This window comes from Campylobacter sp. CFSAN122748, from assembly GCF_045277125.1.
Lineage (GTDB): Bacteria > Campylobacterota > Campylobacteria > Campylobacterales > Campylobacteraceae > Campylobacter_D > Campylobacter_D jejuni.
Map to the genome: position 1 here is coordinate 1443948 of NZ_CP116953.1, position 24087 is coordinate 1468034.

The window sequence follows — 24087 nt, forward strand, 5'->3', positions numbered from 1 at the left end:
TATCAAATGAAAAATTTTATCCATCTTAAAGCTAAGCTCGATTTTTTAGCCAATCAAAAAAATACCAATCATTCCCTTTTTGAAACTCCAGATCCTTTGCAAATTGCTAAAATTCACAATGATGAATTTATTGCCTTAATTTGTGCTTTATTTGCCTATGGAAATGCTAAAAATATAGTAAATTTTCTAAAGAAACTTGATTTTTCTTTATTAAACCTTCAAGAAAAACAAATAAAAAAAGAACTTAAAAATTTAAAATACCGCTTCCAAAATGAAAAAGATATACAAGAAATTTTTATCACTCTTTCAAGGCTGAAAAATGAAATTTCACTCTACGAACTTTTTTATCAAGCCTATCAAGAAAGAGAAAATACCACAGATGCCATCTTAGCTTTTATGCAAAAAATCAAAACCTTAAATTCATATTCAAGTTATGGATATGATTTTTTCTTTGGAAAAATTTGGCAAAACACTCCTACTTCACCTCTTAAACGCTATAATATGTATCTAAGATGGATGGTTAGAAAAGATGAACTTGATCTTGGACTTTTTACCAAAATTCACACCAAAGATCTTTTAATTCCACTTGATACACATACACATAAAATTTCCTTGACTTTAGGACTTCTAAAGCGTAAAATATATGATTATAAAAGTGTTTTAGAACTCACGCAAAATTTAAAAAAATTAGATGCAAATGATCCCATAAAATATGACTTTGCACTCTATCGTTTAGGGCAAAGTAAGGAAATTGACAAATTTAAGGAGTGAAAAATGGGCTTTGAGCACTTAGATACAATTTATTATTTCATACTTTTTTTTGTAGCTCTTTTTGCTGGTTTTATAGATTCTATTGTAGGTGGAGGAGGGCTTATTACTCTACCAGCACTCATAGCCTGTGGAATTCCTGCGCATTTATCCTTAGCAACAAACAAACTCCAAAGCGTCTTTGGTTCTTTTACGGCTACTTTAACTTATTTTAAATCCACCACTCTACCTCATCTTGCTTGGGGTGTTTTTTTCACAGCCTTAGGAGCAGCTATAGGAAGTTATAGCGTTCTTTTTGTAAAAGATGAGCAATTAAAACTTATTATCTTGATCTTTTTAACTCTTACTTTCTTATATACAGCCTTACGTCCTAACTTAGGCAAACACGAAAGCGAACCTAAAATAAAAAATATCAAAATTTTTCATTTAATTTGTGGCTTAACTTTAGGATTTTATGATGGATTTTTAGGACCTGGAACGGGTTCATTTTGGATTTTTGCTTGTGTGATGCTACTAGGTTTTAATATGAGAAAAGCAAGCATTAATACTAAAATTTTAAATTTCACTAGTAATATCATTGCTCTTGCTATATTTTTATGGCAATACGAACTTTTATGGGCTGTAGGTTTGCTTATGGGTGTAGGGCAAATTTTAGGAGCTTATTTGGGTTCAAAACTTGTGTTAAAAACTAATGGAAAGTTTATAAAAACTTTATTTTTAATCGTTGTAGGAGCTACTATCATTAAAGTAGCTTGGGATTATTTTAGTTAAAATTAACCCCTGAGCTAAGTTCCCACATAGGTAAAAATATACCTAAAGCCAAAAACAAAACTAAAAGCGCCACAAATAAAGTCATCATAGGCTCTAAAAAAATCAAAAATCTATCCATTAAATTTTCACTTTTTTGTTGATAATATTTGGCAATTTCTTCACTTAACACTTCAAGTCTTCCACTTTTCATCGCAACGCTAAGCATAGAAAATACCAAAGAATCAAAAATATCAATCTTTTTAAAAGCCTGACTTAACTCAAGACCAGAATCTATAAAACTAAAAAGTTTTTTATACTGAAAAATTAAAAATTTATTTTCAAGCCCTATAATAGCTAAATCAAAAGCTTTGGATATTGAAATTCCATTTTTTAAAAGCAAAGAAAAAACCATAAAAAAATAATAATTTTGATTATAAATAATCAAACGAGAAATCAAAGGTATTTTTAAAAATAAAAAATCGCAAGAAAAAGCAAAAGAATGAAAATTTTTATAAGCTAAAATAAGCATAACAATAAAAATAACAAACAAAAATATGCAAAAAATTCCATAGTCATCTAAAAAATTATAAATTTCTAACATTACATGCGTGATAAAAGGCAAACTCGCGCCTAAATTTTCAAATAAATCTTTAAAATTAGGCACTACAAAAAGCATTAAAAACAAAAATGCTCCGATAATACTTAAAAAAACCAAAGTAGGATATCTAAAAGCCTTTTTTAATTGTTTTTGACTCTCTAAGCTTTTTTCTCGAAGTTTAGAAATTTGACTAAACACTTCACTGATTTTTCCTGTCTTTTCAGCCGTTTTAATCAAAGCTAACTCCGCACGATTTAATCCAAAATTAGCATTTTCAAAAGCTTGATTTAGATTTTGGGCTAAAATTAAATTGTCTAATATTTTTTTCATAATCTTGCAAGAGTGCATAAGATATAATTCTCTAATCGCTTCTTGAACACTTAATCCAACTTCACACAACAAAGCTAGCTCTTTAAAAAAGAGTATAAAATTTTCATCCTTTAATCTCTGAAAATTAGATTTTTGAATTTCTTTTATATCAATGATTTTCCAATTCTTTGACAAGGCTTTTGCTTGTGCTGTATTTAAATTTTCAGCTTTTATAGTTTTTGTATAATTTTGATTGTTTTTAAGAAATTCTACTTCATAAAATTTCATCTTACAACCCTTAAAAGCTCATCTATACTTGTAAGACCTTCTTTGGCTTTTTTTAAACCTTGTTCAAACATAGTTTGAAAGCCATATTTTTTTGCAAGCTCCATTAAAATCGTTTTATCTTGATTTTCCCTAATTGCACAAGCTAAATCTTCATTGATCTCTAAGCACTCAGCGATTAATTCTCTGCCAAAAAATCCACTATGATGACAACGCTCACATCCTTTTGGTTCAAAAAATTCACCTTCAAATTCAATATAATGTTTTTTGCTTTTTTGCTTACACCAAGGACAAAGTTTTCTAACCAAACGCTGTGCTATAACAAGACTCAAAGCCGATGCTATCAAGTAACTTTTTGCTTGCATATCCAAAAGCCTATCAATGGTACTAAGAGCATCATTAGTATGCAAGGTGCTTAAAAGCAAATGACCTGTTAAAGAAGCTTTAAGTGCAATATCTAAACTTTCTTCATCGCGAATTTCTCCTATCATGATAATATCAGGATCTTGCCTTAAAATTGCTCTTAAAACACTATTAAACTCGACTCCAACTTTTGAATTAAGCAAAATTTGCTGCACTAAAGGAATTTTATACTCTATAGGATCTTCTGCGGAAACAATCTTTTTTTCAATACTTTTCAACTCGTTTAAACACGCGTATAAAGTTGTGCTTTTACCACTACCTGTAGGGCCGGTTAATAAAATCATTCCATTGGGACGATGTAAAATCTTTTTTAAAATTTCTAAATTTTTATTTCCAAGATTTAGTTTATACAAATCCAAAATTTCTTTATCATGTTTTAAAATTCTTATAACAACACTTTCGCCATAAATCAAAGGCAAACATGAAACACGAAAATCATATCTTTCATTTTCAAAATCTAATTCAAAACTTCCATCTTGTGTTTTTCTTGATTCAGCTAAATTCAAACAAGCTAAAAATTTGACATGAAAAACCAAAGCTTCATAAATATCCTTCTCAAAAATAGCAAATTCACGCAAAATTCCATCAACCCTAAACCTAATCAAAGCGTCATCATTCCTTGCTTCTATATGAATATCACTCGCATGAAAAGATAAAATTTCATGTAATAAAAAATCAAAAATTTGACTGATGCAACTTTGATCATCTCTTTTTTGATTTTCTTGCCATTCAAGTCTAAGCTTAATGCTTAATCTTTTAATCTCCTCTTGAATGCGAATTTGATTTAAAATTTTAGCTATCTTTAATTCATCGGCAATTGCAGTGTCGATTTTTTCACAAATCATAAAAGTCTTAACTTGCTCTAAAAGCTCTAAAGAACAAGGTTTGGATCTAATAATCATAAAGCCGTCATTGTTTTTAATAAGCAGAAATTTAAATTTTAAAAGTAAAGAAAAAGGTATACCTTCATAAATAAAATCATTATCTTCATCTAAATCAACAAAATGTAAATTACAAAAATTTGCTAATTTTTTAAAAAAATCCCAAGAAGTGATATTAAATTTAGTGCAAATTTCATCAAGACTTATTTCATTATCAATATAAGCTTGAAAAATTTTATCCATTCTACTTTCCATCTAATTCCATTAAACCATAATAATTTATATAAGCATCTAAAGCACTTTGAGCTTCTTTTTCTTCGCCTAAAGCTCTTTTAGCCTGAGCAAAAATCAGCCAAGAATCTTGTTTTTGCTTGTCAAGTTCATTGGCTTTTAAAGCCCAAAATATTGTCTTTTGATAAGCTTTAATATCAAAATACTTCTTAGCTAAATTTAATGCCTTTTCATAGCTTGGATTTTGATAAAAAGATTTTTTTAAATCAGAAATATTTAAAATTTTAGAATCAATTTCTATCTTGCTAATATGTGTATTTTCCTGCACCGCTTTAACTTCTTCTAGTTCTTTATATAACTTTTCCCTAGAAATCTTATTTTTTTCTTGTAAAATTTGCGCTTGAAGAATCTTTTGCTCTAAATGCTTTTTATGCTCAATAGCTTGCAAATAAATATTTTTTTGCTTATTATATTTTTGCATTATCACAAAAAAACAAAATGCTATTACTAAGATTAAAACAATTAAAAATAAATATTTTAAATATCTTTTAAGTAAAAAATATTTATACCTAAGCTCAAGCTCTTTAATTCTTTCTTGCATATCTTACCTTAATAAGCCATTCTCTAAAGCACTAAGCTTTAAAATATACTCTTGACTTTTGTTTTTATCAAAAAAACTATTTATCTCATAAAAACTTTTTAAAGTTTTATCAATATATCTTAAATTTCCTTGAGAAATTTTTTGTAAAAACTTAAGACATTTATTTGAAAAATTCATTCCAAATTTCAATTTAATATAATCATCAAGTTCTAAAAGACTAATATTTTTCAATTTAAAACAAGCACTTAAACGACTTTTAAAATGCTCTTTTTTAAGTATATTTAACTTTTTATGAGAACTTAAAACAAAACTTATAGAATCACTATAAATCCTGATGCTTTCTAGCATTGCATAATCATACATTCCCACTTCATCAAGAATGATTAAACTCTGACCTTGTGAAATCAAAAACTCAATTTTTTCTTTTAAGAAACTCTGATCTTTAAAATTTTCATTAATAAAATCAACATTATATTTTTTTGCCAATCTTTGCAACAATACACTTTTGCCACTACCACTTTTTCCCCATAAAAAAATAAAAGCTTTTTGGCTTTCTAAAATTTGATTGATTTGATGAAAAATTTCTTCTCTAAATGGAATAATTTTACTCATAATGCTTAAATCCTAGATCTTTAAGACTTGGAGCATTTACGCTATCTACTATACTTGGAGTGATAATAAAAACGATTTCGGTTGCTTTAGAATTTAAAACTTCTCCTTTAAACAAAGAACCTAGGATTGGAATTTTTGATAGAAAATTGATAGAATTTTTCTCATTAGATTTATCGTGAGAAATCAATCCACCTAAAATTAAAGTTTGATTATTCTCTACTTGCACAACACTAGAAAGCTTTTTTTGTATGGTATCAGGAGCAATAGTTCTTGGTTCTTTTTGTCGTTTATTATCTTCTGGATACTTAAAATCACTTAAGCTTGGATTAATCCTAAGCATTATTTTTCCATCATCAGAAATTTCAGGCAAGATATTGAGTAAAATGCCTACAAAAATAGAATAATTATTATAACTTTCACTAACAGTAGTCCCATTTTCAGTGCCTTTAGAACTTTCTTTAACTTGATAATTTATAGTATCGCCTACAGAAATAATGGCTTGTTGGTTATTTAAAGCCATAAGCTTTGGATTAGAAAGCACGCTAGTTTTTCCATTTTGAGAAAGAAAGTTAATAATAGAATCAAAATTTAAATTCGCCCTTAAACCCAAATTCTTAACAAAACCTTGCCCATTTTGAAACTGAATAAAAGAATTTTCATTATTTACTTGTGAATTTAAACCTATATTAAAATTTTGCCAATTAATCCCACTAGAATGGCTTTCATTTAAACTCACAGCAAGTATGCTAACATCGATAATAACTTGTTTTTTAAGACGATTTTCTAGTTTTTGCAAATAATTTTTCACACTTTTTAACTGAGAATTTGTTCCAGTTACTATAATAAGACCTGCATTGGGATTTATAATGGGAGTTTTAGCCTCATAATCTTCATGAGAATTTTTTAATAATACAATAATCTCTTTTTCTATATTTTGCCAAAAATCAAATTTTTCCATACTTTTAATCATATTATCTTCTGCGTCATCAAAACTACCGCTATATTCACTTTGCCTTGGTTTAGCGTCTACAGACGCTTTAGTTATGCTTTGTCCTTCTCTGATAGAAGTGATATAACTTATCTTAAAAATCTTCGTATTAATGCCTGAAATTCTTAAAATTTTACCATCAAAATCATAGCTAAGATCATGCTCTTTGATAAAAAAATTAAAAATTTCGTCTAAACTCATTTGATGAATATTGACAGAGTTTTGCAATGTTTCTAATTTTTCTTTGGCAATTTTATCTTTAACAATAATACTAAAAGAACAATATTTTGCAAGCTCATCAAGACTTTCTTGTATGCTTAATTTTTCATTAATACTGATATCAAAAAGACGCTTTTGACAATCTAAAGCATAAAGATAATGGCAAAAAAGAATGTTAATTAATATTAATCTTATCATTTTTATTTATTTGGATTGCAATTTCTAAATTATCATATTGGAATTTAATCTCTTTAGTATTTATTTCATGTATTATAGCATCATCAATCATATCACCTTTTTTATACCATCGATCATAAATTTTTACTTTATCAAGCATAATTGCAGTAATTTTAATATGTCTTAATTTTTCAAAAGTAGGATTCACAAATGGGTTTTGAAGAGTATTAAAATTTATGCGATTTTCTTTATCTATAAGTTTAAAATACTCTTCAAAATTATCTTGTGCAAACAAAGTGCTAAAACACAATGTTGCACTAAAAATATATTTTATCAGCTTTCAACCTCATTGCTATAATCAGCCATAGCGATACGCTTAAGCTGTCTATAGCGACGTTGAGCGTCTTTTTTATTGCGTTCAAAAAGCTCAGCAGCGTGTTCAGGATTTGCTTTTTTAAGTGAATTATAACGCACTTCATTCATTAAAAATTGCTCATATAAATCCCAATCAGGCTCTTTTCCTGTTAGAGTTAAAGGATTTTTTCCTTGCTCTTCTAAACGAGGATCAAATGTATAAAGTGGCCAATAACCACATTTTGTAGCAAGCTCACCTTGCTCTCCTGAGTAACCAAGCCCACCTTTAATACCATGAGCTATACAAGGAGAATAACAAATCACCAAAGATGGTCCATCATAGGCCTCAGCTGCAGTGATAGCTTTGATAAGATGAGTATAATTTGCCGTTGAATTTACTTGTGCTACAAAAATATAACCATAAGTCATAGCAATTTGACCTAGATCTTTTTTCTGTATAGGTTTGCCTGCTGCTGCAAACTGTGCCACAGCTCCTGTTCTAGAAGATTTTGAACTTTGACCGCCAGTATTAGAATAAACTTCTGTATCAAGTACTAAAATATTTACATTTTCTCCACTTGCTAAAACATGATCAAGTCCGCCATAGCCTATATCATAAGCCCAACCATCACCACCAAAAATCCAGTGAGATTTTTTACTTAAATACTGTTTAAGTTCTAATATATCTTGCACCGCTTTAATATTTTTATTTTGCTCTAAAATAGGGATCATTTTATCTTTAATTTCCACAGACATAGCACCATTGTCTTTATTTGCAATCCAATCTTTAAAAAGGGCTGATAAAGCATTTGGAACTTCTTGCATACTCTCATTCATGATATGTTCAATGCGGTGTCTTGTGTTTTCAGTTGCAATTTTCATACCCAAACCAAACTCAGCATTGTCTTCAAAAAGTGAATTTCCCCAAGCAGGACCATGTCCATTTTTCACACTTTTTCTATAAGGAGTTGATGGAGCTGAGCCCCCATAAATAGAACTACAACCTGTAGCATTAGCCACAATCATTCTTTCACCGAACAATCTTGTAATTAAAGTAATATAAGGAGTTTCCCCACATCCAGGACATGCCCCATGGAATTCAAATAAAGGTTGGGCAAATTGCGCTCCTTTTGTGGTTTCTTTATTTAAAATATCATCTTTATAAGTAATTTCTTTAAATAAATAATCCGCATTTTCTTGCTCACCAAAATCCATCTCTTCTTGAAGTGGTACCATAACCAAAGATTTTTCCTTAGTAGGACACTCATGAACACAAAGCTCACAGCCTGTACAATCAAGTGGAGAAACTTGGATTTTAAAGCTTAATTTTTCTCCTTTGGTTCCTTTAGCTTCTAAAGCATGATCTTTTACACCACGAGGTGCATTTGCCATTTCTTCATCATTGATCAAAAATGGCCTGATAACAGCATGCGGACAAACTGAAGCACATTGATTACATTGAATACAATTTGCCTCTATCCATCTTGGTACCATAACCCCAACACCGCGTTTTTCGTATTCGGTTGTGCCGTGTTCAAAACTTCCATCTTCATAACCTAAAAAGGCTGAAACAGGTAAATCATCACCCTTAGCTGCGTTCATAGGTTTTACGATTTTTTCAACAAATTCAGTGCCTTTATAGGCATTAGTTTGTTCTTTTTCTTTAAGCTCTAAATTTTTCCAATTTGGATCCACTTCAACTTTTACAAGCCCATCAGCACCCACATCAATAGCTTTGTAATTCATTTCTACAATAGCATCGCCTTTTTTACTATAAGATTTATACGCAAGCTCTTTCATGTATTTTTGTGCATCTTCATAAGGAATGATTTTTGCAAGTTTGAAAAAGGCTGATTGCATAATGGTATTTGTACGATTTCCCAAACCTATATCACGAGCTAGTTTGGTTGCATTGATGATATAAAAATTTACTTCTTTTTCAGCTAAAGTTTTCTTTACTGCATCTGGAAGTTGTCTTATGGTTTCTTCAGCATTCCAAATACTGTTTAAAAGGAAAGTTCCGCCTTTACGAATTCCTGCTAAAACATCATAAATTTCCAAATAAGCCGCTACCGAACAAGCGATAAAATGCGGAGTTGAGACAAGATAAGTTGAACGGATAGGTTTTTTAGAAAATCTTAAATGGCTTCTTGTATAACCCCCTGATTTTTTAGAATCATAAGCAAAATAAGCTTGAGCGTAAAAATCCGTTTTATCCCCGATAATTTTAATCGAGTTTTTATTTGCACCCACAGTTCCATCAGCACCAAGTCCGTAAAATAAACATTCGATCGTACTTTCATCTCCAAGTGAAATTTTTTCTCCAGTACTCAGTGAAGTGTGAGTTACATCATCAACTATACCTACAGTAAAGCCATCTTTTGGATTATCAAGTTTAAGATTTTCAAATACTGCTATCATTTGAGCAGGATCAACATCCTTTGAAGAAAGTCCGTATCTTCCACCCACTATAACAGGAGCATTTTCTCTTCCATAGAAAGCTGATTTTACATCAATATAAAGCGGCTCCCCAAGACTTCCTGGTTCTTTGGTTCTATCTAAAACCGCGATTTTTTTCACTGATTTTGGCATAACATCAAAGAAATATTTTAAACTGAATGGACGATAAAGATAAACTTTTAAAATCCCTACCTTTTCACCCTTAGCATTAAGATAGTCCACTACCTCTTCAAGTGCTTGAGTTACAGAACCCATAGCAACAATCATATGTTCTGGCTCTTTGTGTCCATAATAAGTAAATGGTTTGTATTCTCTACCTGTAATTTTTGAAATTTCTTGCATATATTCATTAACAACATCAGGCAAAGCATCATAAAAACGATTGCTTACTTCTCTAGTTTGAAAATAAATATCATCATTTTGTGCTGTTCCACGTGTTTTTGGATTTTCTGGATTTAAAGCATTATTTCTAAATTCAAGCAAAGCTTCTCTATCTAATAATCTATCAAAATGCGCATAATCCATCACTTCAACTTTTTGAATTTCATGGCTTGTTCTAAAACCATCAAAAAAATGCAAAAATGGCACTCTTCCCTTAATTGCAGCTAAATGTGCTACACCAGCTAAGTCCATGGTTTCTTGCACAGAATGCGAACAAAGCATAGCAAAACCAATTTGTCTTGCCGCATAAATATCTTGATGATCACCAAAGATAGACAAAGCTTGAGCAGCCAAAGAACGCGCTGCTACGTGGATTACACAGGGGAGTAATTGACCTGCTATTTTATACATATTTGGAATTTTAAGGAGTAATCCTTGAGAAGCCGTATAAGTTGTAGTCAAAGCCCCAGCTTGTAAAGATCCATGCACACTACCTGCAGCACCTGCTTCACTTTGCATTTCTACGATTTTTACAGGAACTCCAAAAAGATTTTTTTTGCCTGCAGCTGCCCACATATCGGTGTAATCAGCCATAGGAGAACTAGGTGTAATAGGATAAATTCCAGCAACTTCAGTAAAAGCATACGCAGCGTATGCAGCAGCCTCATTTCCGTCCATAGTTTTCATAATTTTACCCATTGAGACCTTCCTTTATATTGATAATTTTTATAATTTTTTAGCTATCAATTTACTATAAATTCTCTTAAAAGGCGTTTAACGAAAACTTGAAATTAGTTTAATCTAGCTATATAATTAACAGCCTCATATGCGTTTAAAAATACCATAGAATGGGTTTTTAATTCATTTTCATTGCCATAACCACAAGTTAAGGCCAAAGGAGTGATATTAGCAGAAATTGCAGCTTGAATATCTAATATTGTATCGCCTATCATATAGGCATTTTCTTGAGTTTTATTGAGTCTTTTTAAAGCTAAAATTATAGGTTCGGAACTTGGCTTTGGATTTGTGACATCTTCAAGAGTAATTAAAGTTTTAAAGAATTTTTTAACTCCCAAATAATCAAGTAGAATCGGAGTAAATTTACCTCCTTTTGTTGTAACTATACCAAGATCTGCAATTTCGCTTCCAAGTTCTAATGCTTCTTTTGCTTTAGGCAAAAGAGTGGTTTGTTCTAAATAAATTTGTGCATAAATTTCACGATAAGCTAATACAAATTCTTTACTTAAATTTACTTTATCTGGATAAAGCATTCTAAACATTTGCTCTAAAGGATAACCTATGAGATTTTTGATTTCTTCATTATTTTTAGAAGTTAATCCAAGGGCTTTAAAAGCTCCTTGGAAAGAATTTAAAATAGCATCAGTAGAATCAATTAAAGTGCCATCTAAATCAAATAAAATAGTTTTATTCATTATCTTAAAATAAATTTAGCATCCACTCTTCTATTATCCGCTCTACCTTCTTTAGTGTCATTGCTTGAGCGAGGATTATCTTGACCATAACCTACTGTTTTGATGCGACTTTTTTCTACACCATATTTTTCAAGTTCATTAGCAACACTTTTAGTACGTCTTTCAGAAAGCTTTTGATTATAAGCTCTTGAACCGATATTATCTGTATGTCCTTCAAGAATAGTATCATATCTTTCATTTTCATCTAAAACTTTTGCAATTTCTTTGATTTTTTCTTGAAAAGTTGGATTTATAGTAGTTTTATCAAAACCAAAATGACCTTCCAAAGAAATAGTTTTTTCGCAACCATTTTCATCTAACAAAGCACCTTCTCTTGGTTCAACAGGACATTTTGCTTGTGGAGCTGGACGAGTATCAGCAACTTCTTCTACAGCTTTTTCCTTTTTGCCACCAAAACCAAAACTAATACCTAAAGTTGAAACCCAATTACGGTTTGCATGATTAAAATTAATTTGATCTCTAGTTTCAAGTCTTAAAGCCAAAGAATCACTAAGACGGAATTTTACACCCGCGCCATAATGTCCAAATCCACCGCTTTTATTATCATAAGCAGCATTTGAAAAATCCTCATATCCTCCACCTGCTAAACCATAAAAATAAAATTTCTCACCTACATCAATACCTTTAATAGCACTCAAATAAGTTCTTGTAATATCTGTAGTTTTATTTGTATTTGTATATTTAACATCAGAATAATGCTCTAACCCAAATTCTAATTGATCAAGCCAAAAATCGTCAAAATGATAACCAAGTCTAACACCTGGTGCATAGCGATTATCCATATCTAAATTACCTTCAAAGTAATTATAGTTTAAAGTTGGAGTGATTTCAAATTTTACATTGTTATCAGCACCGAATAAAACACTTGCCAAACCTAAACATAAGAATATTTTTTTCATAGAAAAAACCTTTCATTGTGTTATAAAATAAAAATTTAAATTTTTGCAATTATATCATAAATGATAGAAAAAAGGATGAGTTTTATAAAAAATTGTAGAAAGGTGGGAAAATCCCACCAAAAAATATTAACGTTTAGAGAATTGTGGGCTTCTTCTTGCTTTGCGGCGTCCATATTTTTTACGCTCAACAGTTCTACTATCTCTAGTAAGAAGTCCTTTAGGTTTTAATAATGCTCTAAAATCAGCATCCATAGCTGCTAAAGCTCTTGAAATTCCATGTCTTAAAGCTTCAGCTTGAGCGCTATAGCCCCCGCCTAAAGTGGTTGCTTTAATATCCATTGAAGTTTCTTGTTTAGTCACAAGTAAAGGTTGAACCACTTTAAGCTTAATCGCCTCGTGTCCACCAAGCCAAGTGTTTAAATCAACACCATTAACACTAATTTTACCACTACCTGGTTTTACCCATACCTTTGCGATAGCAGTTTTTCTCTTACCTGTTGCGTATGTTGTTGCCATGATTATTTTCCTTCTTTAGCAATTTGCGCAGTGTGTGGGTGCTCACTACCCGCATAGACTTTTAATTTTTTAAGCATAGCTCTGCCCAAATTTGTTTTAGGAAGCATACCTCTAACTGCTAATTTATATAATTTTGCAGGATTTTTTTCAAGTAAATCACCAAATTTTTCGCTTTTTACACTTCCAAAATATCCTGAATGTCTATGATAAAGCTTATCTTCTGCTTTATTAGCACCTGTAAATACAGCTTTTGAAGCATTGATGATAATTACATAATCACCACAATCAACATTTGGAGTAAAGCAAGGCTTGTTTTTACCTCTCAAAATTGTTGCTACTTCAGTTAAAAGACGACCAAAGCGTTTGCCTTCTGCGTCTAAAACAATCCATTCTCGTTTTACTTCGTTTGGCTTTGTTATCTTTGTCATAATTTTTACCTTTGCCAAAAATTTAAAATGTGATTGTATAAAAAATAATATTAATTTTTACTTAATTTAAGTAAAAATAAAGTTTATATTTCCAAAATTTGAATTTCGTTTTCCAAACAATAAACTATAAAAGCACGCACTTTATCTTTTTTCAAAATTTCACTAATGGCGATCTTATAAGTTCTTACCTGCTCTTTATGTTTATCTTGCATAGCAAGACCTGTTTTATAATCAATTATGAAAGCTTCTTCATCTTTTAAGGCAAGCAAGTCTAATTGTTTAATTTCTCCATTAAAACTCAAAGCTTGTTCTTTTAAAAGCTTTCCATCACCAATCAAATTTTGAAATTGAGTATTTTTAAGTAAAATTTCAATTCTTTTAAAAAGCTTTTCAAAATCACTCTCATCCAAAAAATGTCTAAATTTGCTCTTGCATCTTTGAGTAAGTATTTGAAAATTTTCACCCTTAGGGAGTTTTAAATTTTGCATAAAAAAGTGAAAAGCATTTCCAAAATATAGCTCTTTACTATCAAGCTTTTCTTCACTTTGAACTTCTTGTGGGCTAATTTTTTCAAATTTTTGTAAAGCTTGAATGCTTTCTTTTTTAACTCTTAAAATTTGCTCTTTGCTTTCTAAAAAACCTCTCTCTTGTGAGTGTATATTTAAAAATCCTCCCTTAAAATAACTTGGATAATTTCCATTTACACTTTCTTCATTTCTTTTTATAATAATCAAACTTTCCTTAGCTCTTGTAAAAGCCACATAAAGTTTATTGATATCATCTTCATAATTTGCTCTTGTAATATTTTCTTTAAAAAAGGTATAAATAGGCTCTTTAGTAAGCTCTCGAATTTTATCTTTAATATGGAGTTGCCAACCTTGATTGATATCATATTCAAGCATGATATCTTCATTGTTTGAATTGTTTTTAGATAAACTATCAAGCAAAATCACATGATCAAATTCCAAACCCTTAGATTTATGCACACTCATAATACTAATACCCATATTTTGTTCGCTTACTATTTTCAAAGTACAAGGCTCAAATAAAAGCTTTAAAAAATTCTCCTTAGTTTTAGCATATTCGATAAATTGTATTAAAGCTATATCATTTAAATCAAGTTTTAATTCCTTTATTAAAAAAAGTACATTTTCCATAGTATTTTTTGAAAAATCAAGGGTAATTTTTCTGGGCTCAAAACCTAAAAGTTCTTTTAAAAATACCAAGTAAAATTCATCGCCAAAAATACAATATTTAGCATATTCTAAAACAAGTCTTACGCTTGCTTTATTTTCAAGTAAAACATTGCTTTGAGTAAATGCAGGAATATTTTGCTCTCTTAAAAAATCCAAAACCATATCTGCATCACTATTTTTCCAACACAAAATACAAATATCATCATAAGAAATATTTTTAGATCTTAAAAAATTAATTTGCTCAAATAAGGTTTCTAAAGTTTTTTCCTTGATTTCTTGGGCTTGGTTTTTAACCTTTTGTTCTTTAGATTCCACAATACGCACAAAACCGCCTTTTTTGCTTTCTAAGGCAAATTGCTCTTTATAATCTTTGATTTTTTCTTTAAAAGTTTCATTAACAAAATCAACCAAAAGCTCTTTAGAACGATAATTAGTATTTAAACTATCACTTTTAATTTGACTAAATTCTTGTTTTAACAAATCAAATAATTCTTTTTTTCCTTTACGAAAGCGATAAATACTTTGTTTTTTATCTCCTACATAAAAAAAAGTGCGATTTCTTTTAACTCCTTCTCCTGAAACAAGCTCAGTAATCAAAGGGCGTAAAATTTGATATTGGATCACGCTTGTATCTTGAAATTCATCAATAAGCAAATGCGAAATAAAACCATCTAAACGAAAATAAATCATATCCTTAAATTCACTAGTTATTAGCTCATAAACTTTTTTACTCACATCTTGGAAATTTAAGGTATTTTTATCTTTATGAAATATATTTTTAGCTTCACTATAATGATTTAAAAGATTCATTAAATTAGCAATTTTATAATTTTCAAGCTCTATGGCATAAGTATTTAAAGCATTTATAAGCTCCATTCTTTTTGCACTAAAATGCAAGTTAGTGCTTTCTAAATCTTGCAAATATTTTGTACTTTCAAATTTTGTCATAAAACTTGATTGCATAAATACAGATAAATCTAAAACTTCACTTTTAAAATTGTCACACAAATTTTTATAATTTTTTACATGAGTAAGACCCAAACAATAACTTCTTAACTCACTATAAGCTTTATTGATATAAGCTTTAGATGGATTTGGAATTTTAGGACGATTTTGAAAATAAGCATTCTCATAAAATTTTTCAAGTTCGTTAAAAAAATTTTCTTTCTCATCAACTAAATTAATGTAATAAGCCAAATCTTTTAATTCATCTTTTTTAAGAAGTTTTAAAAAAATCTCTCTTACATCAAGCCTTTCTTCACTCATTGTAAAATCACTACTTAAGCCCAAATTTAAAGCAAAAACACGCAAAATTTTTCCGAAAAAAGCATCAAAAGTACTAATTTTTAACTCTGTTCTTAAAAATTCTTCTTTTTTAGCATCTCTTAAAGAAATAAGCTCTTCTTTATCTTTACCTAAAAGCTTGCAAAGTTCATTGCATTCACTGGTTTTATTTTCTTTTTCTAAATTTAAAAAAGTCTCAATAATTCTTTTTTGCATTTCATTAGCAGCTTTTTTGGTAAAAGTTAAAGCTAAAATTTCATTAATCCTAGCTCCTTTTAAAATAAGTGCTACAAAACGCACACTCAAGGCAAAGGTTTTTCCGCTTCCTGCACTCGCTTCTAATGCCAAAAAAGGCTCAAATTGACTCATTTTAATTCCTTTTTATAAATGAGTTTATAAGGACAATACTCATTTTGTTCATTTTCAAACTCTATTTCTTCCTTACTCATAAGAACTAAATCTTTAAGTCTTTCTCTTAGCTCATCTAAACTTTTGGCTTTTTGATGCAATATTTGCATACTATTTAAATCATAAAAACCCACGCTTGCATTTTCATCATATAAAGCTTGGTAAAAAGCAAGTTGATAAGAATTACTTGGCACTTTTCCACTTTTATAATCAATAATCAAATTACCTTCTTTTGAACTATCGATACGATCTATAGTACCCTTAAGTTTTATACTATCTGTTCCGAGCTTTAAAATATTGTTTAACTCAAGCTCTGTATGTGCGACATAAAAGCCTTTTGAAAAATGCTCTTTTTCATTTTTAGCAAATTGTATAAATTTTAATTTAAATACTTCAAGATCAAGTTCACTGATATTGTATTTTTGATATTCTTTATCCAATAAATTTGCAAAAACTTTTATATCAAAATCATTATTTGCATAATTTTTATAATAAATTTCAAGCATTTTATGGATAAAATTTCCTTGATTTTTCGCTTTGCTTTCCTCGCTTAAAACCCTAGGTTCTGCTAAATTTAAAATATAACGATAATAATAAGTTCTTTTTTGATTTTCCAATAAATTAAAACGACTAAAAGAAAGCGGAAACTCGAAAGGATTATGCTTTAAAATAGGAGCTTTTATAGGAGTTAGATTAGGTTTTATGCCTTCATAGTCTAATTTTAAAGCATTAAGATAAGCTTTTTGGTGGATATGAGTTTCATAAAAAAAGTCAAAATCAAGTTCATCTAAAAAACGTGATTTGCTTTTTTCTTCATTTTCCACAAAGCAAATACTTACTTCTAAAGCATTCTTCATCAAGCTTTCATAATAAAATCTTTGTAAATTTTCTCTTCTATCATAGCTAATCAACCCTGCTTTTTTACGCACTTCATTGTTTAAAAAAAGCTCATTAACACTTCTTTTAGGAATAAATTCTTCATTAAAATCAACCAAAATCACTCCATCAAAACAAAGCCCACGACTTTCTAAAAGTCCCATTACCGTAACCTTACCTCCACCTACATCACTAAGGGAAAGTTGTGAAATTTGCATGAAAAAAAGATGGATCAACTCTTTAAGAGTTAAAGACTGATTTTTCAATAAATCTTTAATAAAATAAAGTTCTTTTCGTATCAAATAAATAAGCTCTTGCTTTTCATTTTCTAAAAACAAAGCAAGTAATTTTTCAAAATATTCAAAATCACATTTCTCATCAAAATACTTTTTAAACTCTATAAAATCAAGTTTTAAAGAATGTAAAAGCGTATTGTGATAATCAAAAATCATCTGCGTGTCTTCAAAATAATCCTCTTGATTTTTATAAATAAAAGAAGCACTACTAGCACTTTCATAAAGTGCTTGAAATTTTTGATAAAACAAACTCTCTTTAATACTAATTCCACTTGCAAAGTTAAGCATATTGTCTTTATCAAAAAGTCTTAAAAACTCACAAAAACTTTCATCTGGAGTTATAACTGCAATATTTTCAGGCTTTAAACCTTTGCGTACAAAATGTGAAATTTCATCCATAACAAAAGCACATTGCAAAGCCCTTAATTCAAAAGATTTGAGTTTAATTTTTGAATTTTTTGTTTTAAAAATTTCTTCTTTTAAGATCTCTTGTTTTGAAAGATTGATTTCATAATGAGTGTTTATTTTTAAATCAAATATTTTTAAAAAATCAAGTTTTAAAAGATATTCAAGATTAAATTTACTCGTTTTAAAACTTAAAACCACTTCTTTAATCTGAGAAATTTCACTTAATAAATTTTCTTCAAATTTACTTAAAAAACCTTGCAAATCATAAACTATAGCTTCATACTCATCTAAAAAATCTTTATTAAGAGTGTAATTTTTAGGTAAAGAAAGATCATCATAAAAAGAATTCTTTTCAAGCAAAGCAAGATAATTCTTATATACCTCATCTAAAATTTCCAAATGTTCATTATAGGTGGCATAATAATCATTGTTTTTAAGATCTTCTATGCTTTTTTTTTCCAAACTCAGTTCTTTAAAAAAAGAAAAAAGATATTCGTTATTTTTCAAAAAAGCAAAAAATTCTACCGAAATTCCTAGTTTTTTTTCTAAATCCTTACTTTTTAGACAAGCTTCTTGCATTAAAAGCAAACTTTCATAAGAACTTGCTTTGTGAAAATTGCTCAAACAAACTTTATCTAAAAATTCACCTATATGAATAGCACTATCTAATAAAGCATTTTGCTGTTTTTTTTGATTATAATATTCTCTAATTTGCCTTGAAGAGCTAAAAATTCTTAATTTCATTGAGCATTTAATTCGTAGCTAAAAAAACCCACTGTTTCTTGATTTGCATAAAACTTTAGCTTAAGCTCCCATCTACCTTTATCTAATTTAGGTAAAGCGATACTTAAAATTCCATTTTTAACTTGTCCTTCTAACTTTTGATCAAAATTTTTAGTGAATGGTCTTGTAAGAAGAACTTGAACTTTTAAATCATCAGAATTTATATTTTGTAATGCAGAAATTTTAAAATTTGCAACATAGGAATTTTGATCCACTTCATAACTAGGAATTTTTCTTTTACCTATAAAAGTGATTTTATCATTTTGAAAATTTACTTTAAAAAATTTATCAAAATTTACTTGTTGTTTTTGTATTTGATTGTAATTATTTTCAACATTTTGATAAGAGTCAAAATAAAAATCATCCTCATACACAGGATGGTGACTTGCTATAAAAATCGTTACAATACAAGCAATAATTATAGCCAAAAGTGAAAGCAAAATACCATAAGGCCAAAAACTTTTTTTAGTTTCTAACATTTTTTTTCCTCTTTATTCTTCTTTGTGCATAGTATAACAATGCAAAGCAAATAAATCCATAGATAAGTATTCTTAAAATATTGATAGTATCACGATTTGCATTACCTATAGAATGTTCTAATTGTAATCCCAAGGATTTTGCCACACGATCTACAATATCTGCATAACCATTAAGTATAGCAGCATTATAAATATCACCTTTATTTGTAGCTAATATCGGCAAAATAGATCCTGTTCCAGGATAAGGACTAAGCACAGCTTCTTTATCAATCAAAGCTAAAGCACCTTTTGAGCCTACTATATCAACTTTGTGAGAATTTTTTGACAAAAGAAGCAATATATAAGATTGAGGAAGTTCTTTTTGTTTATTTAATAAAGTTTCAATTTCAGTTTTATCACCAACCATAACGCCGATAAAAATATTACTTTTTTGGTAAAGCTCTTTTCCTATAAGATTAATCTCGTTGCTTACTTTTTGACTTAAAATATTTTCATTAAAAAGTACAGCATTAAGAGCAAAAACCCTAGAAGGCAATAAAACAAAGAAGAAGATAGCTAAAAAAAAGCCATCTTGTAATATTTTTTTCATCCTATATGAAGATGATTTACGGTCAAAACCGACCAAGCGGTGATTGCAGCAGCAACAACTAAACCAATAACAATTAAATATTCCAAAGCCTTACTCATTGTGCTTCCTTTATACTTCTATGATCTTGTTCTTTTGAACCAAACATCTTTACACTTTGTACATCTTTAAGACTATATGGCTTTTGCATCACTTCTTGCTGAGCTTTAAGACCCCAAATAGTTAAAACTGCTAAGATAGCAAGCAACAAAACCGTAGCAATTAACATACCTGTAACACCTGAAAGAGAAAACACGCATCTATTATTATTTTCCATCATTCACCCCTTGAAAGAGAAATTACATACTCGCCAACAGCTTCTTTTTGAATATCATTAAGTGTTGGAAAACTCGGCATTGTTCCTATAAAACCAGCCTTACCACTATGTAAAACATCTACTACAAAAGCTGCAGAACCGTATTTTGTAAGATCTGGGAACATTCCATCTTGACCTTTTCCATCTTCTCCATGGCATGCTGCACAAGTTGCATAAGCTTCTTTACCTTTTGCTACTAAATTTTCATTTGCAGTTTTCTTAATAGCTGAAAGATCTTTTGCTACATAAGCAGCAATAGCAGGGATATCTTCTTCTGCTACACCTAAATCAGCAGCACCAAGCATTTCTCCACCTGGAAAATTCATACCTTTTGAACCATGTTTAATTACATTGATTATACCTTCTTCACTACCCCAAATATTTAAATTTTGAGCTTTACCATTGATACCATCGCCTGTAATTCCATGACAAGCTGAACACTGAACTAAAAAGATATTTTGACCCATTGCTATTTTATCTTCAGGAGATAAATTTTTAAATTTTTCTTCGAATTTTGTATTATGAGTTGCTACTTCTTCATTGTATTGACCTATACTTGAAAAAGAATTTAAAGGATATCCCCATAGAAAATACCAAATAGCCCAAACAATAGTCAGGAAAAATACCACAGCCCAACCAGTAGGAACAGCATTTTTATACTCTCCTATTCCATCCCAACTATGTTCACTAAGCTCTGACTCGCCTTTCTTTTCTTTCATTTGCTTAAACATTCTACCCACAATAACCAGTGTGATTAAAATGATAAGAATAGCTCCAATTAAAGATAAGAGATTAACATTATCTTCTAAATTTAACCATTGCATTAAGCACTCCTTTTACTTTCTAATACACTATCATCAATATCATCTTCTAAGGCAAGGTTTGCATAATTTTCATAATTTCTCTCGCCTTTTTTTTCTGTTCTATATAAATGATACCAATACGCATATAATACTATTGACAAAAACATCACGAGTGCAAAAAAACCATAACCTTGGAAAATCTCCCACTCATGTTTTTGAACTGTTGCTAAATCAAATGTGATTAAATTTTTAATCACATCAAAAACTATTGATAAATGTTCCATCATCTTACTTTAAACTATTTAAATAAGCGATCAAAGCAACTATTTCTTTGATTTCACCTTTAGTAAAAGCATCTTTTACTTCTTGATTTTTCATTTGATCAACTATAGCCTGAGCTTCAGCTTTTACTTCAGCTTGTGCATCCTCCCAAGAACCAAGTTTTGTTCCATTTTCTGCATCATAAGGAACATTGAAAACTTTTTTCACAGTTAAAGCCTCAGCATAAGCAGTTTCAATATCTGCATTATTTTTAAACATATGCTTATATGAAGGCATAATAGAATCTGGAACAACAGAAGTAGGATCCCACATATGATTTTCATGCCAATCAGCCGTTCTATAATTTCCTACACGAGCAAGATCAGGTCCTGTTCTTTTTGAGCCCCAAAGAAAAGGTCTATCATAAGCAAATTCACCACTTACAGAATACATACCATAACGATCTGTTTCTGATTTAAATGGACGAATAAGCTGTGAATGACAAGCATTACAACTATCTTTAATATATACTGCACGCCCTGCAAGTTGTAAAACCGTATAAGGTTTTTTACCTTCAATTGGTCTTGCATTTTCTGCAAAATTTGGTAAAACTTCAACTATGCCTGCATAAGCAATCACTACAAAAACAGCTACAGCAAAAAAGAATGGATTTTTTTCTAACCAACTAAACATATTTTCTCCTTTTTATGCTGCCATAGGCGAAGCGCTTTTTGGTTCTTTATCAAGCACTCTTCCACAAGCAATTGTTTTGTAAATATTATAAGTAAACATAAAGAAACCGATAAGATACAACAATCCACCAATCGCTCTAATCCAATAATAAGGAACAATAGCCACAACAGTATCAATAAAGCTATAAAGCAAGTTACCATACTCATCTGTCGCTCTCCACATCATACCTTGAGTAATACCCGCAATCCACATTGAAGCAAAATAAAGAACTATACCTGTGGTTTGGATCCAAAATTGAGCTTCCATTAAAGATTTGCTATAAAGCTCTCTTTTGAAAACTCTAGGAGTCATATGATAAAGCGCAGCCATAGTCATAAATCCTACCCAACCTAATGTTCCATCATGAACATGTCCTGGAATCCAATCTGTAAAGTGTGCTAAAGCATTAACAGATTTAATTGAAAGAATTGGCCCTTCAAGTGTTGAGAACATATAGAAAGTTGATGCCAAAATCATAAATTTAATCAATGGACTCTCGCGAAGCTGACTCCACTCACCTTTCATAGTAAGCAAGATATTAATCGCTGAACCCCAAGAAGGCAAAATCAATACTACAGAGAAAACCGAACCCATAGTTTGCATCCAATCAGGTACAGTTGAATAAATCAAATGGTGACCACCTGCCCAAAGATAAACAAACATTAAGCCCCAAAATGCAAATAAAGAGAGTTTATAAGAGAAAATCGGCTGACCACTTTCTTTTGGCAAGAAGTAATAAATTTGAGCAATAATACCCACAGTAAATACAAATGCCACAGCATTATGTCCATACCACCATTGTACTAAAGCATCATTTGTTCCTGCATACATTGATACACTATGCCACCATTTACCCATTCCAGTAACAAAATAAGTTGGTACTTCCATGTTGTTAAAAAGATAAAGCATAGCTATACCTAAAAATGTAGCTATATAATACCATAGAGAAATATAAAGGGTTTTTTCACGGCGAATTCCAATAAGTCCAAAAATACTTACACCCCATAAAACCCAAACAAGAACAACAAGAATATCTAAAGGCCACTCAAGCTCTGCATATTCTTTAGATGTAGTCACACCCATAAACAAAGATATAACAGCTAAAACCATAGTAAGCATATAAAGCCAAAAATGAAGCTTACCAACAGCCATTAAAAATCTTGACTCAGCCATACTCACTTTAAGAACACGCTGACCTATATAATACCAAGTTGCCCAAATCCCTGAAAGCATAAAACCAAAAATCACACCTGAAGTATGAAGTGGTCTAAGTCTTGAAAAAGTGGCATATTCTCCTGCTAAATAATTTAAATTAGGATATGCCATTTGAAAAGCTATAAGAGTTCCTATAGCCATACCAACAATGCCGAACAATATGGTCGCAAACATAAAATATCTTGCAACCGTATAGTCGTAATTTAATACATTACCTGGATGCATCGACTTTCTCCTTAAAATTTTTGATAAAAAGAGAATATTATAGAATATTAATTATACATTTTTTCTTAAAAATGATAATTTTGTTAATCATTTGTTATGCTTTATATTTTAAGGCTAAATCAGTCTTATTTATTGATATTTATCTTATAACCTAAACTTGGCACATTTTTTATAAAATCTTCACCCACTTTATCTCTTACTCTTTTTATAAATGTTCGAACAGCAGTATCGCTCACATGCTCACCTATCCAAACATTTTTCTTAATATCTTCATGCAAAACCAAAACCCCAGGTTGTTTTAAAAGCAAAGAAATAAAAGCCAATTCTTTTTTAGTTAAAACAATCTCTTTACCATTATGAATCAAAGTTCGTTTAGTTTTGTTAAATTGATATTCTTCAGAAATTTTTACAAGCATATTTGCTTCAATTTTTTCACCTATCAGATAATCTAAAACTTTAAACAACTCTTCTATATCAACAGGTTTAATCAAATATTTATCTATACCAATATCAATAGAACGCAAAAGTCTCTCTTTCTCTGAATACGCACTAAGAACAACAATTGGGACATCATCTGAAATTTCTTTAATCTCTCTTGCCATATCCAGTCCATCCATAATAGGCATAGCAATATCTGTGATAACTAAATCTGGCTTAAATTTTTTAAATTTTTTAAGCCCCTCATCTCCATTTTGAGCTCCGATTACTTTACTAAAGCGTTCGCTTAATATATTAATCATTGATTCTCTAGCCTTAACCTCATCTTCAACTACTAATATTATCAATTCTTTACATTCTTGTGACATT

The 24087-nt window shown here is 30.0% G+C and carries 24 protein-coding genes; 2 read left to right on the plus strand and 22 right to left on the minus strand.

What is annotated here, in order from left to right; all coding sequences use genetic code 11:
- Positions 1-6 precede the first annotated feature (6 nt).
- Together OT390_RS07475 and OT390_RS07480 are read left to right on the plus strand one after the other, a co-directional pair.
- Positions 7-771: a TIGR02757 family protein gene (locus tag OT390_RS07475; RefSeq protein ID WP_052800369.1), complete on the plus strand. Its 765-nt coding sequence runs from the start codon at positions 7-9 to the stop codon at positions 769-771.
- A 3-nt stretch (positions 772-774) separates the two neighbouring features.
- Positions 775-1539 carry a TSUP family transporter gene (locus OT390_RS07480; protein WP_061099855.1) on the plus strand — a complete coding sequence of 255 codons (765 nt, stop codon included), beginning with the start codon at positions 775-777 and terminating at the stop codon, positions 1537-1539.
- Here OT390_RS07480 and OT390_RS07485 read toward each other — a convergent pair.
- The 22 genes from OT390_RS07485 to bumR all read right to left on the minus strand — a co-directional run bounded on the left by OT390_RS07485 (position 1532) and on the right by bumR (position 24086).
- The gene (locus tag OT390_RS07485; RefSeq protein WP_032586873.1) at positions 1532-2713 is read right to left on the minus strand and encodes a type II secretion system F family protein; all 1182 of its coding nucleotides are present in this window, start codon (positions 2711-2713) and stop codon (positions 1532-1534) included. The two genes, OT390_RS07480 and OT390_RS07485, sit on opposite strands and share 8 nt — an antisense overlap.
- Positions 2710-4269 carry a GspE/PulE family protein gene (locus OT390_RS07490; protein WP_032586875.1) on the minus strand — a complete coding sequence of 520 codons (1560 nt, stop codon included), beginning with the start codon at positions 4267-4269 and terminating at the stop codon, positions 2710-2712. Before OT390_RS07490 ends, OT390_RS07485 begins: the two co-directional genes overlap by 4 nt.
- Complete coding sequence (locus tag OT390_RS07495) at positions 4259-4846, minus strand: transformation system protein (protein WP_032584555.1); 588 nt, start codon at positions 4844-4846, stop codon at positions 4259-4261. Before OT390_RS07495 ends, OT390_RS07490 begins: the two co-directional genes overlap by 11 nt.
- A 3-nt stretch (positions 4847-4849) precedes the next feature.
- Positions 4850-5458, minus strand: a complete 609-nt coding sequence (locus tag OT390_RS07500; RefSeq protein WP_002851464.1) for an ATP-binding protein — start codon at positions 5456-5458, stop codon at positions 4850-4852.
- Positions 5451-6863, minus strand: coding sequence for a pilus (MSHA type) biogenesis protein MshL (mshL, locus tag OT390_RS07505; protein ID WP_002862130.1), 1413 nt, complete (start codon positions 6861-6863; stop codon positions 5451-5453). The genes OT390_RS07500 and mshL overlap by 8 nt, the downstream gene beginning before the upstream one ends.
- On the minus strand, positions 6841-7152 hold the full coding sequence (locus OT390_RS07510; RefSeq protein ID WP_002862131.1) for a hypothetical protein: 312 nt from the start codon (positions 7150-7152) through the stop codon (positions 6841-6843). The genes mshL and OT390_RS07510 overlap by 23 nt, the downstream gene beginning before the upstream one ends.
- Positions 7153-7175: 23 nt before the next feature.
- Entirely contained in the window at positions 7176-10736 is a 3561-nt protein-coding gene (gene nifJ, locus OT390_RS07515; protein ID WP_032586879.1) for a pyruvate:ferredoxin (flavodoxin) oxidoreductase, read from the minus strand.
- Between the two features lie 92 nt (positions 10737-10828).
- Positions 10829-11470 carry an HAD family hydrolase gene (locus tag OT390_RS07520; RefSeq protein ID WP_002872339.1) on the minus strand — a complete coding sequence of 214 codons (642 nt, stop codon included), beginning with the start codon at positions 11468-11470 and terminating at the stop codon, positions 10829-10831.
- Positions 11470-12429: a fibronectin-binding outer membrane protein CadF gene (gene cadF, locus OT390_RS07525; protein ID WP_052800368.1), complete on the minus strand. Its 960-nt coding sequence runs from the start codon at positions 12427-12429 to the stop codon at positions 11470-11472. The genes OT390_RS07520 and cadF overlap by 1 nt, the downstream gene beginning before the upstream one ends.
- Positions 12430-12555: 126 nt before the next feature.
- Positions 12556-12945, minus strand: coding sequence for a 30S ribosomal protein S9 (gene rpsI / locus OT390_RS07530; protein ID WP_002851459.1), 390 nt, complete (start codon positions 12943-12945; stop codon positions 12556-12558).
- Between the two features lie 2 nt (positions 12946-12947).
- On the minus strand, positions 12948-13373 hold the full coding sequence (rplM, locus tag OT390_RS07535) for a 50S ribosomal protein L13 (protein WP_406611473.1): 426 nt from the start codon (positions 13371-13373) through the stop codon (positions 12948-12950).
- Between the two features lie 83 nt (positions 13374-13456).
- Positions 13457-16222 carry a RecB-like helicase gene (locus OT390_RS07540; protein ID WP_032586883.1) on the minus strand — a complete coding sequence of 922 codons (2766 nt, stop codon included), beginning with the start codon at positions 16220-16222 and terminating at the stop codon, positions 13457-13459.
- On the minus strand, positions 16219-18585 hold the full coding sequence (locus OT390_RS07545) for a PD-(D/E)XK nuclease family protein (RefSeq protein ID WP_032587598.1): 2367 nt from the start codon (positions 18583-18585) through the stop codon (positions 16219-16221). The genes OT390_RS07540 and OT390_RS07545 overlap by 4 nt, the downstream gene beginning before the upstream one ends.
- Complete coding sequence (locus OT390_RS07550) at positions 18582-19103, minus strand: FixH family protein (RefSeq protein ID WP_002869790.1); 522 nt, start codon at positions 19101-19103, stop codon at positions 18582-18584. Before OT390_RS07550 ends, OT390_RS07545 begins: the two co-directional genes overlap by 4 nt.
- Positions 19090-19692 (minus strand): hypothetical protein, encoded by a 603-nt coding sequence (locus OT390_RS07555; RefSeq protein ID WP_032582249.1) that lies wholly within the window; start codon positions 19690-19692, stop codon positions 19090-19092. The genes OT390_RS07550 and OT390_RS07555 overlap by 14 nt, the downstream gene beginning before the upstream one ends.
- Complete coding sequence (locus OT390_RS07560; RefSeq protein WP_002858872.1) at positions 19689-19790, minus strand: hypothetical protein; 102 nt, start codon at positions 19788-19790, stop codon at positions 19689-19691. The genes OT390_RS07555 and OT390_RS07560 overlap by 4 nt, the downstream gene beginning before the upstream one ends.
- Complete coding sequence (locus OT390_RS07565; RefSeq protein WP_002858873.1) at positions 19787-20008, minus strand: DUF4006 family protein; 222 nt, start codon at positions 20006-20008, stop codon at positions 19787-19789. Before OT390_RS07565 ends, OT390_RS07560 begins: the two co-directional genes overlap by 4 nt.
- Entirely contained in the window at positions 20005-20868 is an 864-nt protein-coding gene (locus OT390_RS07570) for a cbb3-type cytochrome c oxidase N-terminal domain-containing protein (RefSeq protein WP_002851306.1), read from the minus strand. Before OT390_RS07570 ends, OT390_RS07565 begins: the two co-directional genes overlap by 4 nt.
- A complete protein-coding gene (locus tag OT390_RS07575) occupies positions 20868-21131 on the minus strand; it encodes a cytochrome c oxidase, cbb3-type, CcoQ subunit (RefSeq protein WP_032582247.1) in 264 nt (87 codons plus the stop codon). Before OT390_RS07575 ends, OT390_RS07570 begins: the two co-directional genes overlap by 1 nt.
- Positions 21132-21135: 4 nt before the next feature.
- Positions 21136-21801 carry a cytochrome-c oxidase, cbb3-type subunit II gene (ccoO, locus tag OT390_RS07580; protein ID WP_032582246.1) on the minus strand — a complete coding sequence of 222 codons (666 nt, stop codon included), beginning with the start codon at positions 21799-21801 and terminating at the stop codon, positions 21136-21138.
- A gap of 12 nt (positions 21802-21813) precedes the next feature.
- Positions 21814-23280 carry a cytochrome-c oxidase, cbb3-type subunit I gene (gene ccoN / locus OT390_RS07585; protein WP_002851405.1) on the minus strand — a complete coding sequence of 489 codons (1467 nt, stop codon included), beginning with the start codon at positions 23278-23280 and terminating at the stop codon, positions 21814-21816.
- Between the two features lie 125 nt (positions 23281-23405).
- Entirely contained in the window at positions 23406-24086 is a 681-nt protein-coding gene (gene bumR / locus OT390_RS07590; protein WP_032582244.1) for a butyrate response regulator transcription factor BumR, read from the minus strand.
- Position 24087: the final 1 nt, after the last annotated feature.

What these genes read in the sequence shown, in the direction of transcription:
- OT390_RS07475 (WP_052800369.1), top strand. Translation starts at nt 7, where the DNA reads ATGAAAAATTTTATCCATCTTAAAGCTAAGCTCGATTTTTTAGCCAAT.
- OT390_RS07480 (WP_061099855.1), top strand. Translation starts at nt 775, where the DNA reads ATGGGCTTTGAGCACTTAGATACAATTTATTATTTCATACTTTTTTTT.
- OT390_RS07485 (WP_032586873.1), bottom strand. Translation starts at nt 2,713, where the DNA reads ATGAAATTTTATGAAGTAGAATTTCTTAAAAACAATCAAAATTATACA.
- OT390_RS07490 (WP_032586875.1), bottom strand. Translation starts at nt 4,269, where the DNA reads ATGGAAAGTAGAATGGATAAAATTTTTCAAGCTTATATTGATAATGAA.
- OT390_RS07495 (WP_032584555.1), bottom strand. Translation starts at nt 4,846, where the DNA reads ATGCAAGAAAGAATTAAAGAGCTTGAGCTTAGGTATAAATATTTTTTA.
- OT390_RS07500 (WP_002851464.1), bottom strand. Translation starts at nt 5,458, where the DNA reads ATGAGTAAAATTATTCCATTTAGAGAAGAAATTTTTCATCAAATCAAT.
- mshL (WP_002862130.1), bottom strand. Translation starts at nt 6,863, where the DNA reads ATGATAAGATTAATATTAATTAACATTCTTTTTTGCCATTATCTTTAT.
- nifJ (WP_032586879.1), bottom strand. Translation starts at nt 10,736, where the DNA reads ATGGGTAAAATTATGAAAACTATGGACGGAAATGAGGCTGCTGCATAC.
- OT390_RS07520 (WP_002872339.1), bottom strand. Translation starts at nt 11,470, where the DNA reads ATGAATAAAACTATTTTATTTGATTTAGATGGCACTTTAATTGATTCT.
- cadF (WP_052800368.1), bottom strand. Translation starts at nt 12,429, where the DNA reads ATGAAAAAAATATTCTTATGTTTAGGTTTGGCAAGTGTTTTATTCGGT.
- rpsI (WP_002851459.1), bottom strand. Translation starts at nt 12,945, where the DNA reads ATGGCAACAACATACGCAACAGGTAAGAGAAAAACTGCTATCGCAAAG.
- rplM (WP_406611473.1), bottom strand. Translation starts at nt 13,373, where the DNA reads ATGACAAAGATAACAAAGCCAAACGAAGTAAAACGAGAATGGATTGTT.
- OT390_RS07540 (WP_032586883.1), bottom strand. Translation starts at nt 16,222, where the DNA reads ATGAGTCAATTTGAGCCTTTTTTGGCATTAGAAGCGAGTGCAGGAAGC.
- OT390_RS07545 (WP_032587598.1), bottom strand. Translation starts at nt 18,585, where the DNA reads ATGAAATTAAGAATTTTTAGCTCTTCAAGGCAAATTAGAGAATATTAT.
- OT390_RS07550 (WP_002869790.1), bottom strand. Translation starts at nt 19,103, where the DNA reads ATGTTAGAAACTAAAAAAAGTTTTTGGCCTTATGGTATTTTGCTTTCA.
- OT390_RS07555 (WP_032582249.1), bottom strand. Translation starts at nt 19,692, where the DNA reads ATGAAAAAAATATTACAAGATGGCTTTTTTTTAGCTATCTTCTTCTTT.
- OT390_RS07560 (WP_002858872.1), bottom strand. Translation starts at nt 19,790, where the DNA reads ATGAGTAAGGCTTTGGAATATTTAATTGTTATTGGTTTAGTTGTTGCT.
- OT390_RS07565 (WP_002858873.1), bottom strand. Translation starts at nt 20,008, where the DNA reads ATGATGGAAAATAATAATAGATGCGTGTTTTCTCTTTCAGGTGTTACA.
- OT390_RS07570 (WP_002851306.1), bottom strand. Translation starts at nt 20,868, where the DNA reads ATGCAATGGTTAAATTTAGAAGATAATGTTAATCTCTTATCTTTAATT.
- OT390_RS07575 (WP_032582247.1), bottom strand. Translation starts at nt 21,131, where the DNA reads ATGGAACATTTATCAATAGTTTTTGATGTGATTAAAAATTTAATCACA.
- ccoO (WP_032582246.1), bottom strand. Translation starts at nt 21,801, where the DNA reads ATGTTTAGTTGGTTAGAAAAAAATCCATTCTTTTTTGCTGTAGCTGTT.
- ccoN (WP_002851405.1), bottom strand. Translation starts at nt 23,280, where the DNA reads ATGCATCCAGGTAATGTATTAAATTACGACTATACGGTTGCAAGATAT.
- bumR (WP_032582244.1), bottom strand. Translation starts at nt 24,086, where the DNA reads ATGTCACAAGAATGTAAAGAATTGATAATATTAGTAGTTGAAGATGAG.